The sequence below is a fragment of the Streptomyces sp. Tu6071 genome (assembly GCF_000213055.1).
Taxonomy (GTDB): Bacteria; Actinomycetota; Actinomycetes; order Streptomycetales; family Streptomycetaceae; genus Streptomyces; species Streptomyces evansiae.
Genome location: NZ_CM001165.1, coordinates 1,526,070 through 1,537,611 on the forward strand (window position 1 = coordinate 1,526,070; position 11,542 = coordinate 1,537,611).

Consider the following 11,542-nt stretch of genomic DNA (forward strand, 5'->3'; position numbering starts at 1 on the left):
GGCGGCGGGTCCGGCGGATCTGCTTCCGTCCGTCAGCGCTTCTGCAGGCGCACCGCGAGGAGGGCGACGTCGTCCTCGCCCTGCGGAGCGAGTCGCTCCAGGACGTGGGCACACGCCTCTTCGGGGCGCCCGGGCGCACTCTCCCATGCCTCGGTGAGGCGGCGTATGCCCTGCTCCAGGTCCTCGCCGCGGCGCTCCACGAGCCCGTCGGTGACGAGCAGCAGGAGCGAGCCGGCCGGCACGGTGACGCGGAGCGCGGGCGGATGGGGAAGGCCGAGACCGAGGAGGGGGCCGTGCTCGCGCAGGCAGTACGAGGCGCCTTCCGGCGAACGCACGAGAGGCGGGAGGTGCCCGGCGTTCGCGACGTGCACCAAGTCTGTCGCGTGCTCGATGAGCAGGACGCAGAGGGTCACGGTGGCCTGCGGGTTGGTGCAGGCGAGGAGATGGTCGAGACGGGTCAGGATGTCCTCGGGACGGTGGCCCTCGGCGGCGTACGCGCGCAGCGCGTGCCGTACCTCGCCCATGACCATCGCCGCGTCGAGTGAGTGCCCGGCGACATCGCCGACCGCTACGACCAGGCCCCCGGGGGTGTCGATGGCCTCGTAGAAGTCGCCTCCGATCTCGGTGCGTTCGTTCGCGGGCAGGTAGCGCACCGCGAGTTCGGCGCGGGACGTCACGGGCAGGGCCGCGGGCAGAAAGCTGCGCTGGAGAGTGAGGGCCAGCGCGTGCTCCTCGCTGTAGCTGCGCAGTGCCTCCAGCGCGAGGGCGCTCGCCTGGGCGAGTTGGGCGAGCAGCCCGTGCTCGTCCTCGCCGGTGACGGCGTCGGCGGGAACGAGAAGGGTGACCGGAGGGCGTTCGGGCTTGGCATGGCCGGTCACGGCGCGCAAGGGAACGGGGTCCTCGTCCACGCCCGGCCAACACGCGAGCAGGGGCAAGCGCTCGTTCGGCGGTACGGGGTGCACGCGGTGACCGGGGCCCTGGCCCTTCTCGGCGGGATCCTCCCAGGTGTGGGCGAGAAGGTGGCTGCCCTGCGGGGCGGTGAGACTGGCCGCCGCTCGGCAGTGCAGAAGGGCCCCGGCACCCTCGGCAGCCGCCCGCGCGAGTTCCTCGGCGTCACGGGCGTGGTAGAGGCGCAGCGTGCAGGTGTGCAGGAGACGCAGCCGGTCGGCGAGGTTCTCGGCGCGTCTGCGGGCGCGGGCGTAGCGCAGGGTCGCCGTGACCGTGGCCAGGAGCTCGGCAGGGGCGACCGGGTCCACGAGGTAGGCGTCCGCTCCCCGTGTGAGGCCCTGAGTGCGGTCGTCGGTGGTGATGGCCGAGGCGGAGATGTTGATGACGGGCAGGGCCGTCGTGGCCGGGTCGCCCTTGATGCGTTCGCACACCTCGAAACCGGTCATGTCCGGCAGGCGTACGTCCACGAGGGCCACTTCGGGCGGTGGTCCGGGCGCCGCGAGAAGGGCGAGGGCGCTGGTGCCGTCCTCGGCCTCGGTGACGTGGTGTCCGGCACGGCGCAGCACGGTGGCGAGCACGTAGCGATTGGTCGGGGAGTCGTCGACGACGAGGATGCGGGCGGGACCCTGGTCGTGCGGGGAGAAGGTCATCGTTGCGGGGTCTTCCTCGGGTCGCCTGCCGGGGCGGGGCGGCTGGGGCTCGGGGCGAGGGCTTCGGTGAGCGTGCGCAGCGTGAGGCGGGTCTTGTGGAGGACTGTGTGGGCGCCGGGGAGACGGCCGCGGTCCACGTCCTCGGCGGCGAGGGAGGTGAGCACGAGGACGGGGATGTGCCGGACGGCGGGGTGGGCGGCGCACTCGGCGTGGACCGTGTAGCCGTCCTTGCCAGGCATCGTGAGGTCGAGGAAGACGGCGTCGGGTTGCTCGCGGGCGATGACGCCGACGGCGCGGGAGCTGTCGGCGACGTGGATCACGTTCTCGCTGAGCCGGGCGAGCATCGGGCGCAGCGTGTTCACGAACACCGCGTCGTCGTCGACGACCACGACGGAACGCAGTGCCCGCTCGGGGGAGGTGCCCGGTGCGGTGGTCGCGAGCGGGGCCCGGTCCCGGTCGTGCCGGGCGGGCAGGTCGATGACGACGACCGTGCCCTTGCCGAGCGTGCTGCTCAGGGTGAGGCTTCCGCCGAGCAGCTGGGTGAGCCGGCGGGCGTAGGGGAGCCCGAGGCCGGTGCCGGCCCGGCCGCGCTGGTGGGGGCCGCGTACCTGGTAGAACTCCTCGAACACGCGGTCTATCTCGGGTTCCGGGATGCCGACGCCCGTGTCGGTGACGCGGAAGACGAAGCGCGCGTCGGCGTCCGTGCCGTGCTCCTCGATCTCCAGGCGCACGTGGCCGGTCCGCGTGAACTTGAGGGCGTTGGAGAGGATGTTGCGCAGGACGCGGGTGAGCATGACCTCATCCGTGTGGAGCGCCGAGGACTGACGGTGGTCGGGGACGTGGAGGGTGACCTCCGGGTGGGCTGTCCCGCGCAGGGTGCCCCGGAGCTGGTGGAGCAGGGGACGGAGGTCGACATCTGCCACGAGCGGTTCGAGCCGCCCCGACTCGGCCTTCGCGACGTCGAGGAGTTCGTCGACGAGGGCGAGCAGGGTGCTGCCGGAGGCGCGCATGAGGGACACCTGCTGGCTCTGTTCCTCGGAGAGCGGGTCTCCCGCCGGATCGAGGAGGAGCTGGGCGAGAGCGATGACCGAGTTGACCGGCGTGCGCAGCTCGTGGCTCACGTTGGCCCAGAAGCGGGCGCGGTACGCCTGCACCAGCTCCAGTTCCTGGTTCTTCTCCTCCAGTTCGGCGTAGAGGGCGACCACACCGCTGTTGGTCTCCTCCAGTTCGCCGGCGAGTTCCCGGTAGAGGGCGAGGACGCCCGCGTTGGTCTCCTCCAGCTCGCCGTTGAGCCTGCGCAGTTCCTCTCCTTGCTGCTGGGACTCGTCCAGGGCGGCGAGGAGTTGCCGGTTCTGGGTGCGCAGGGTCTCGATGAGGTCGGCGGCGGTCCCCGGGACGGCGAGCGCGGTACGCACCTCGTCGGCGAGACCGTCCGAGCACGCGGCGTGGCCGGGCAGGAACTGGGCGAGGAGCAGGGCGTGGGCGGGCGCGCCGGGCGGACGCGGGCTCGTGCGGGCCGGGGATTCCGTACGGGCCGTCGTCGCGTCCCCGGTACCGGTCGTCGCCTCGGGCGCACGGTAGGTGCCGCGATCGAGCAGTCGCGCGGCGGCGGAGAGCAGAGCGGAGGTGGGGGATGGGCCGTCGCCCCAGCCGAAGTGGACACTGAGCGCGGCGCCGCCGTGCGGCCCGATGTCCTCCAGGCGGAGCCGGGCGGTCAGGCCCGTGGCCCCGAGGAGTTGTTCCCCGGCCTCGCTGGCCACGGTGGTGAGCCGGACGAGGGCGCTGCCGCTGATGCCGGCGGCGCGGCACGCGGTCTGTGCGCAGCGCCGCAGGACGTGGACGTCGCCGGGCTCGCGCAGGCGGAGCTCCAGGAGGTCGTGCGCGGCGGGGCTCACGCCGGTACGTGGCCGATCACGACGAGGCCCGCGTCGTCGCGGCGAATCGCGGCCTGGTTGAGGAGCTGCGCCGCGACGAGAAGGGGTTCGCGGCTCGGGGGGAGCGGGGTCGCGGGGTCGCGACGGCGCTCGGAGAGCCCGTCGGAGTGCAGGACGAGGACGGCACCGGGCGGATAGGGGGCCTCGAAGACGCGGGGGGCGGGCAGCACGGAGCCGACGATCCCGGGGAGCGAGGCGAGGCTGTGGCGCGACGCGTCGGCCGCGGTCACGAAGGCGGCGATGTTCCCGACTCCGCCCAGCCTGACGCGGTGCGTGTCCGGAGTGACGAGGGCGAGGGCGAGCGCGGCGCCCCGGGTACCGCGCATCCCTTCGTGCAGCAGCCGGAGCAGGGGGGCGGGGTCGGTGGTGGGGGCGTCGCGGAAGACCTCGAGGGCCCGGGAGGCGGCCAGGGCGGCGAGGGGCCCGTGGCCGAGTCCGTCGCACATGAGGACCAGGACGGCGTCCCGGCCTTGCTCGGGGGCCTCTCGTACCGCCCAGGCGTCCCCGACCACGTGCTCGCCCGGGTAGGGCCGGGTCAGCCCGGCGAGCCGGAGCGGCGCGGGCGGTGGCGGTGCGGCGAGCCAGGACCGGGCGCAGGCCACCGTGCCGCCGCGCGCACTGTGCAGGACGAAGCTGTCCACGAGCCCTTCGAGTCCGGAGAACCGGGGAACGAGGGGCGCGGGCCGAGGGGCGAGAGGGGCGGGGGCCCCGGGCTGCGGTACGCGAGCACCGGGGCCGCCGTCGATGCTGAGGCATTCGACCGCCCCCTGACCGCGGACCCGCGTGGCGCGCAGCGCGAGCACCCCGTCCGGGGCGTGCGCGAGCAGGTCGCCGGCCATCGCGGTCGCGCACTGTTCGAAAGCGGCGGCACGGGCCGCGTCGGTGAGCAGGGCCGCGAGGCCGGCGGCCACTTTGCGCGCGGCCGTCGGCAGGGAGGGCCCCGCCGGCAGCCAGTGCACCTCCGCGGACTCCGCGACGAGCGAGGTCACCGCCATCATCGTCCCCACTTCACGATACGTACCGTCGTCCCGACAGAGGAGGACTCGAGGCTGAATTCGTCGACGAGCCGGCGGGCGCCGCTCAGGCCCAGCCCCATGCCGTTGCCCGAGGTCCAGCCGTCCGTCAGGGCGAGGCCGAGATCCGGGATGCCGGGACCCTCGTCGCGGAACTCGACCCACACCGCGTGGCGGCTGCCCTCCTCGAAAGTCGCCACGCTGACAGTACCGCCGCCACCGTAGACGACCATGTTGCGGCCCAGTTCGCTGGCGGCGGTGACGAGTTTCGTCTGGTGGATGAGGGACAGCCCGGCACGCTGGGCCTGCGCGCGGACCGCCTGCCGTGCGGTCACCACGTCGGCGCTGGACGCGACCGGGAGGACTTCGGCGCGTTCGCGGGCCTGCGGATACTCCTTCATTCCGTCTCCGCGGACAGCCGCCGTACGAGCACGAGTCCGCGTTCGAGGTTGAGCGCGGTGCGCACCCCGGGCAGCGAGAGACCGAGTTCGACGAGGGTCATGGCCACCGGCGGGCGCATGCCGACCACCACGGTCTCGGCGCCGAGCAGCCGGGAGACCGCGGCGATGGTGGCGAGCATCCGGCCGACGAAGGAGTCGACGATCTCCAGTGCGGAGATGTCGATGACGACGCCTGCGGCGCCCGAGGTGACGACCCGCTCGGAGAGGTCCTCCTGGAGGTCCAGGACCGCCCGGTCGTCGAGGTCCGTCTGGATCGAGACGAGCAGGACCCTGCCGATCTTCAGGACCGGCACACGCTCGCTCACAGGAGGTTCCCCGAGGTGTCGTTCTCGCTTGCGCTCTCCTGGAGTGCCTGGCGCAGCGCGTCGGCGAGCGTGGCGTTGGTGGGGATGTCGCCGAACTCGATCCCGAGCGCGACGATCGTCTGCGCGATCTGGGGGCGGATGCCGGAGACGATGCAGCGCGCGCCCATGAGCCGTGCGGCGACGACGGTCTTGAAGAGGTGCTGGGCGACCTGGGTGTCGACGGTCGGCACGCCGGTGATGTCGATGATGGCGTGCGTCGAGTCGCTGTCCACGAGGGCCTGGAGCAGCTTCTCCATCACGACCTGGGTACGGGCGGAGTCCAGGGTGCCGACGAGGGGCACCCCGATGATGCCGTCCCACAGCTTGACCACGGGAGTGGAGAGTTCGAGAAGCTGCTCGGCCTGGGCGGAGATGATCTCCTCCCGGGTCCGTATGTACGCCTCGGTGGTGAGCAGACCGAGGTCGTCCAGGAGACGGGCGAGTTGCAGGTAGGCCCGTGCGCCCGCGGGATTGGTGGCGAGGGTCGGTTCGAGGACGTCCTTCAGCGCGAGCACGCAGCGCGCCGTCTCGGAGGGGGTGAAGCCGTGCCTGGCCCGGGTGCGGGAAAGCTCGATCAGCAGTCCGCGGACCTCACCGAAGGTTTCGGCACCGCTGTCCAGTCCTCCGTCGCGGATGGCTTGCAGGAAGGCGTCGTACAACTCCCCCAGCTCCTGGCCGAGCTCGGCCCTGGAGAGCCGGCCGCGCAGCCCCTCGCTCACGGCACCGACCCAGTGTTCAAGAAAAGCGTCCCGCTGCTCGGCCAAGACGCTGACCAGGAGATTCGTACCGCTCTGCGCCGTCACGTGGTCCTCACGAAATGAAGTGAATATGTCAGCGCACACCATACGTGGCGGCTTTCTCCACTCATCCCTCAACTTCCCTCCGCATCCGTCGCGGGGCGGGCGAGGTCGGGTGGCGGGGCTTCGCGCGGGCGGCCGACGGGAGTTGGGGGGCTCGGACCGCTGGGCCCGCGAAACTTAGAATAGGCTTCCCTAAGTTGAACCGTCTTCGGAGGGTGCGCGGTGGGAGCAGAGGCAGTGTCGGGGCGGGATGTCCTGCGGGGCACCGTCAGGGGGCAGGGGCGTCGTGTCGGTGTTGCCGCCGTTCTCGGGTGTGTGCACCAGCTCGGTGAGGCGATGACCCCGGTGCTCATCGGGGTGGTCATCGATCAGGCGGTGGCGGGGCGGGACGGAGGACGGCTCGTGCTGTGGCTCGTGGTCCTCGCCGTCGTGTACGTGTGCCTGTCGTGGAGCTTCCGGCTCGGGGCGCTCGCCGGGGAGCGCAGCGCCGAGGAGGCCGGGCACGTCTTGCGGCTCGCCGTCGTGCGCCGGGTGCTCGACGCGCGGGGCGGCGCCGGGAGCGACCGGCTCTCGGGGGAGCTGGCGAACGTGGCGACCGAGGACGCGAAGCGCGTCGGCGCGGTCACCATGGCGCTCATGAACGGCATCTGGGCCCTCGCCGGGATCACCGTGAGCGCCGTCGCGCTGCTCCTCACCTCCGTTCCGCTCGGGCTCGTCGTCCTCCTCGGCACCCCCGTGCTGCTGTGGCTCGGGCACCTGCTCAGCAAGCCCCTGGAGCGGCGCAGCGAGGCCGAGCAGGACCAGGCGGCGGGTGCGGCGGGCGTCGCCGCCGACCTCGTCGCGGGGCTGCGGGTGCTGCGGGGGCTCGGCGCGCAGGGGGCCGCCGTGGAGCGGTACCGCCGTACGAGCCGGGTCTCGCTGGTCGCGACGCTGCGCGCCGCGCGGGCCGAGTCCTGGCAGTCGGGGCTCGTTCTCGCGCTCACCGGTTGTTTCCTCGCCCTGATCGCCTGGGTCGGCGGGCGCCTCGCCCTCGACGGCTCGCTCAGCCTCGGGCAGCTCGTCTCGGCAGTGGGGCTCGCGCTGTTCCTCGTGGGGCCGCTGGAGACCTTCGCATGGGTCAACGCCGAGCTGGCGCAGGGGCGGGCCTCCGCCGCCCGGATCGCCGAGGTGCTCGGCGCGGGGCCCGCCGTCGCGGGCGGCGAGGAGCCCGTACCGGCCGACGCGCGCGGGGAGTTGCGGCTCAGCGGGGTGCGGCTGCGGGCGCTCGACGGGGTGGATCTGCGGGTGCCCGCCGGGCGGCTGACCGGGATCGCCGTGAGCGATCCGGCGCTCGCCGACGCCCTGCTCGACTGCCTCGGGCGGGAGGCCGATCCGGAGGCGGGCGCGGTCGAGCTGGACGGGGTGCCGCTGACCCGGGTCGACCCGGCCGCGCTGCGCGCCGCGGTGCTCGTCGCGCGGCACGACGCCGCGCTGTTCGAGGGGTCCCTCGCCGCGAACGTCGTCGCGGCGGGCGAGGACCCCGACGGCGCGGCGGCCGGGCCAGCCATGGCGGCGGCCGACGCGGACGAGGTGGCGCGCGCACTCCCGTACGGCGCGGGCACCGACGTCGGCGAGGGCGGCAGGTCGCTCTCCGGCGGGCAGCGGCAACGCGTGCTGCTCGCGCGGGCGTTGCACGCCGCGCCGCCCGTGCTCGTCGTGCACGACCCGACGACCGCCGTGGACGCGGCGACGGAGGCGCGGATCGCGCGCGGGCTCGGGGACTTCCGGCGCGGCCGTACGACGGTCGTCGTGACCAACAGCCCGGCGCTGCTCGCCGTGACGGACCACGTGGTGTTCCTGGACGGCGGGCGGGTCGGGGCGGAGGGGACGCACGAAGAACTCGCGCGGACCCATGAGACGTATCGCGGGACGGTGTGGGCATGACGACCGAGGACGGCACCGAGCGGGACCTCCTCCCGACCGCCACGCCCGCGCGCACGCGCGCCGCCGTGCGCGAACTCCTGCGCCCGCACCGGGTGCTCGCGGGCGCGGGCTTCGCCGTGCTCGTCGTCGCCACGGCGGTGGGGCTGCTCACGCAGCCGCTCCTCGGGCGGATCGTCGACCTCGTGACGCGGCACCGCTCCCCCGACGCGCTGACCTGGCCCGTGCTCGCCCTCGCCGGGATCGCGCTCGTGCAGGGCGCCTCGACGGCGTGGGGCATGGCGCTCGTCTCGCGGCTCGGCGAGACGGCGCTCGCGCGGTTGCGCGAACTCTTCGTGGAGCGCGCGCTCTCGCTCCCGCTCGACCGCGTGGAGCGGGCGGGCTCGGGGGACCTCAACGCGCGCGTGACGCGGGACGTGTCGCGGGTCGCCGAGGCGGTCCGCACGGCGCTGCCCGAGCTGGCCAAGTCGGGGCTGTCGATCGTGCTGACGCTGGGCGCGCTCGCGCTCCTCGACTGGCGGTTCCTGGTGGCCGCGCTCGTCGCCGTACCCGTGCAGGCGTGGACGGCGCGCTGGTACGTGCGCCACGCGGTGCCGCTGTACGCCCGCGAGCGGATCGTGACGGGGGCCCAGCAGCAGCAGTTGCTCGACACGATCGGCGGGGCGCGGACGGTGCGCGCCTACGGGCTCCAAGCCGAGCACGACCGGCGGGTCACCGCGCGTTCGCGCGCCGCCGTCGACCTGACGATGCGCGGGGTGCGGCTCGTGCTGCGCTTCTACGGCAGGCTGCACGTCGCCGAGTACCTGGGCCTCGCCGCGGTGCTCCTCACCGGGTTCCTCCTGGTGCGGGACGACGCGGTGTCGGTCGGGACGGCGACGGCCGCCGCGCTGTACTTCCACAGCCTCTTCACGCCGGTCAACACCGCGCTCGTGCTCCTCGACGACGCGCAGTCGGCGACGGCGGGGCTCGCGCGCCTCGTCGGCGTGGTCGACGTACGCGCCGAGGAGGACGCGGCGGACGGCGCGGCGCCCGTCACGGGGCCGCCCGGGGTGGTGGTCTCGGGTGTCACGCACGCGTACGTGCCGGGGCGGCCGGTCCTGCACGGCGTGGACCTGGAGGTGCGGCCCGGGGAGCGCGTCGCGCTCGTCGGGGCGAGCGGCGCGGGCAAGACGACGCTCGCCAAGCTCGTCGCGGGGCTGCACCGCGCGGAGTCGGGGAGCGTCCGCGTCGGCAATGCCGAGCCGGACGCCTCGGGGCGGCTCGTGGGCCTCGTGACCCAGGAGGTGCACGTCTTCGCCGGGCCGCTCGCCGAGGACCTGCGCCTCACCCGGCCGGACGCCGACGAGGCGGAGCTGCGCGCGGCGCTCGCCGCCGTGGGGGCGCTGGAGTGGGTGGATCGACTGCCCGAGGGCCTGGACACCGTCGTGGGCGAGGGCGGGCACCGGCTCACCACCGACCGCGCCCAGCAACTCGCGCTCGCCCGGCTGCTGCTCGCCGATCCGCCGCTCGTCGTGCTCGACGAGGCGACGGCTGAGGCGGGGAGTTCGGGCGCGCGGGTCCTGGACGAGGCGGCCGAACGCGCCCTGCGCGGCCGTACGGCGCTCGTCGTCGCGCACCGGCTCGGGCAGGCGGCGGCGGCCGACCGGGTCGTGGTCATGGACGCCGGGCGGATCGTGGAGCAGGGCACGCACGAGGAACTCCTCGCCGCCGACGGCGCGTACGCGACCCTGTGGCGGGCCTGGTCGGGCAGCCGCTCCCCCGGTGAAAGCGTCCGCGCGGCGGAGGGCGGCGTCCCGGCAGGTGACGCCACCCCGGCAGGGGGCGGCACCCCTGCAGGTGGCCGCGTCCCCGCGGCGAAGGGCCGCCCCGCGCCCGTACCGCCCCCGTCCTCCGCCCCCTCCCCCGCGCACCCCGAGATCTCCGAAGCCCCCCGCTGACCGACCCCTGTCGCCCCACCGACCGACCCCACCGACCGACCCCCCACCGCCCGCCGCCCCGAGTCCTTCGGGGCCCCTACCGCACCGACGAACAGAAGGATCCATCTGATGTCCCGCGCCCCCAGAGCCCTCCGGCTGACCGGCCTGCTCGCCTCCACCGTGCTGCTGACGGCGACGGCCGCCGCCTGCGGCTCCGACTCGGACTCCGCCGCCGACAACGACACGAAGGCGTCGCAGGACTCCGCCGCCGCCGGGGCCTTCCCCGTCACGCTCGCCCACAAGTTCGGCAGCACGACGGTGAAGTCCGAGCCGCGGCGCATCGTCACCGTCGGGCTGACCGACCAGGACGCCGTCCTCGCGCTCGGCAAGGTGCCGGTCGGCACGACCGAGTGGCTGGGGGGCTACAAGGGCGCGATCGGGCCCTGGGCGCGCAAGGACCTCGGCGGTGCGAAGGCGCCGACGGTCCTCAAGGACAGCGGCACGGGGCCGCAGGTGGAGCGCATCGCCGCGCTCAAGCCGGATCTCATCCTCGCGGTGTACGGCGGGCTGACGAAGGCGCAGTACGAGAGCCTGTCGAAGTTCGCGCCCGTCGTCGCGCAGCCCAAGGAGTTCAACGACTACGGCGTGCCGTGGCAGCAGCAGACGGAGGAGATCGGGAAGGCGCTCGGCAAGTCCGCCGAGGCGAAGAAGCTCGTGGCGGGCGTCGAGGACAAGTTCGCGGCGGCGAAGAAGGAGCACCCCGAGTTCGCGGGGGCCACGGGTGTCGTGGCGACCCCGTACGAGGGCACGTTCGTCTTCGGCAGCCAGGACCCCCGCTCGCGGCTCCTGTCCGACCTCGGCTTCGAGCTGCCGAAGGACCTGGACAAGGTGATCGGGGACGAGTTCGGCGCCAACATCAGCAAGGAGCGGCTGGACCTGCTCGACCAGGACGCCGCGCTGTGGATCGCGCCGGACACCACCTCGTCGGTGAAGAAGCTGCACGCCGACAAGATCTACGGGGACCTGGACGTCGCGAAGCAGGGGCGCGAGGTCTTCGTCAAGGAGACGAGCGACTACGGCAACGCCGTGTCGCTCTCGACGGTGCTGAGCATCCCGTACGTCCTGGACCGCCTGGTGCCGCAGCTCGCGGCGGCGGTGGACGGCAAGCCCGCCACGAAGGTGGAGAACCCGGCGTCCTGAGGACCCGGCGGGGCGACGGCGGAGGGGGCGGACACCCGGTGGTGTCCGCCCCCTCCGCCGTACCGCCCGGTGCGCTCAGTCGCCGTCCACGAGGCTCTTGGGGCGCATGTCCGTCCAGTGCGTCTCGATGTAGTCGGCGCACTCCTGCCGGGGCGCCGGGCCGTGGACGACGCGCCAGCCGGCCGGGACGTCGACGAAGTCGGGCCACAGGCTGTGCTGGTTCTCGTCGTTGACGAGGACGGAGTAGTGGCCGTCGGGGTTCTCGAAGGGGTTGCTGCTCATGGTGTGCGCTCCTTGCTGGATCGGGACGGGGTGGGTCTGGACGGAGTCGGGCCGGGGCCGGGGCGGGGCGGGGC

The 11,542-nt window shown here is 73.9% G+C and carries 10 protein-coding genes; 3 read left to right on the forward strand and 7 right to left on the reverse strand.

The genetic code is table 11. The annotated features are described in order from the left end of the window. Window positions 1-32: 32 nt before the first annotated feature. The 6 genes from STTU_RS06270 to STTU_RS06295 are packed head-to-tail and all read right to left on the reverse strand — an operon-like array spanning window position 33 to window position 6,153. Entirely contained in the window at window positions 33-1,598 is a 1,566-nt protein-coding gene (locus STTU_RS06270; protein WP_043254335.1) for a fused response regulator/phosphatase, read from the reverse strand. Beyond that, window positions 1,595-3,493, reverse strand: coding sequence for a hybrid sensor histidine kinase/response regulator (locus STTU_RS06275; protein ID WP_234019170.1), 1,899 nt, complete (start codon window positions 3,491-3,493; stop codon window positions 1,595-1,597). Before STTU_RS06275 ends, STTU_RS06270 begins: the two co-directional genes overlap by 4 nt. After that, window positions 3,490-4,527 carry a SpoIIE family protein phosphatase gene (locus STTU_RS06280; RefSeq protein ID WP_007820910.1) on the reverse strand — a complete coding sequence of 346 codons (1,038 nt, stop codon included), beginning with the start codon at window positions 4,525-4,527 and terminating at the stop codon, window positions 3,490-3,492. The genes STTU_RS06275 and STTU_RS06280 overlap by 4 nt, the downstream gene beginning before the upstream one ends. Further along, on the reverse strand, window positions 4,527-4,946 hold the full coding sequence (locus tag STTU_RS06285) for an anti-sigma regulatory factor (RefSeq protein ID WP_043254339.1): 420 nt from the start codon (window positions 4,944-4,946) through the stop codon (window positions 4,527-4,529). Before STTU_RS06285 ends, STTU_RS06280 begins: the two co-directional genes overlap by 1 nt. Further along, window positions 4,943-5,311 carry an STAS domain-containing protein gene (locus STTU_RS06290; protein WP_043254341.1) on the reverse strand — a complete coding sequence of 123 codons (369 nt, stop codon included), beginning with the start codon at window positions 5,309-5,311 and terminating at the stop codon, window positions 4,943-4,945. The genes STTU_RS06285 and STTU_RS06290 overlap by 4 nt, the downstream gene beginning before the upstream one ends. Then, window positions 5,308-6,153, reverse strand: coding sequence for an STAS domain-containing protein (locus tag STTU_RS06295; RefSeq protein ID WP_043254343.1), 846 nt, complete (start codon window positions 6,151-6,153; stop codon window positions 5,308-5,310). Before STTU_RS06295 ends, STTU_RS06290 begins: the two co-directional genes overlap by 4 nt. Window positions 6,154-6,387: 234 nt before the next feature. Between STTU_RS06295 and STTU_RS06300 the strand changes: the two genes are divergently transcribed. The 3 genes from STTU_RS06300 to STTU_RS06310 all read left to right on the forward strand — a co-directional run bounded on the left by STTU_RS06300 (window position 6,388) and on the right by STTU_RS06310 (window position 11,186). Then, on the forward strand, window positions 6,388-8,073 hold the full coding sequence (locus tag STTU_RS06300) for an ABC transporter ATP-binding protein (RefSeq protein WP_007820916.1): 1,686 nt from the start codon (window positions 6,388-6,390) through the stop codon (window positions 8,071-8,073). Further along, window positions 8,070-10,007, forward strand: coding sequence for an ABC transporter ATP-binding protein (locus STTU_RS06305; protein ID WP_234019171.1), 1,938 nt, complete (start codon window positions 8,070-8,072; stop codon window positions 10,005-10,007). Before STTU_RS06300 ends, STTU_RS06305 begins: the two co-directional genes overlap by 4 nt. A 108-nt stretch (window positions 10,008-10,115) precedes the next feature. Beyond that, on the forward strand, window positions 10,116-11,186 hold the full coding sequence (locus STTU_RS06310) for an iron-siderophore ABC transporter substrate-binding protein (RefSeq protein WP_007820927.1): 1,071 nt from the start codon (window positions 10,116-10,118) through the stop codon (window positions 11,184-11,186). Window positions 11,187-11,261: 75 nt separating this feature from the next. Here the strand turns inward: STTU_RS06310 and STTU_RS06315 are convergent, their stop codons facing one another. Beyond that, entirely contained in the window at window positions 11,262-11,468 is a 207-nt protein-coding gene (locus STTU_RS06315; RefSeq protein WP_007820928.1) for an MbtH family protein, read from the reverse strand. Window positions 11,469-11,542 lie beyond the last annotated feature (74 nt).

Coding starts and splice junctions, on each gene's coding strand:
- STTU_RS06280 (WP_007820910.1), bottom strand. CDS start 4,527: ATGGCGGTGACCTCGCTCGTCGCGGAGTCCGCGGAGGTGCACTGGCTG.
- STTU_RS06310 (WP_007820927.1), top strand. CDS start 10,116: ATGTCCCGCGCCCCCAGAGCCCTCCGGCTGACCGGCCTGCTCGCCTCC.
- STTU_RS06270 (WP_043254335.1), bottom strand. CDS start 1,598: ATGACCTTCTCCCCGCACGACCAGGGTCCCGCCCGCATCCTCGTCGTC.
- STTU_RS06285 (WP_043254339.1), bottom strand. CDS start 4,946: ATGAAGGAGTATCCGCAGGCCCGCGAACGCGCCGAAGTCCTCCCGGTC.
- STTU_RS06315 (WP_007820928.1), bottom strand. CDS start 11,468: ATGAGCAGCAACCCCTTCGAGAACCCCGACGGCCACTACTCCGTCCTC.
- STTU_RS06305 (WP_234019171.1), top strand. CDS start 8,070: ATGACGACCGAGGACGGCACCGAGCGGGACCTCCTCCCGACCGCCACG.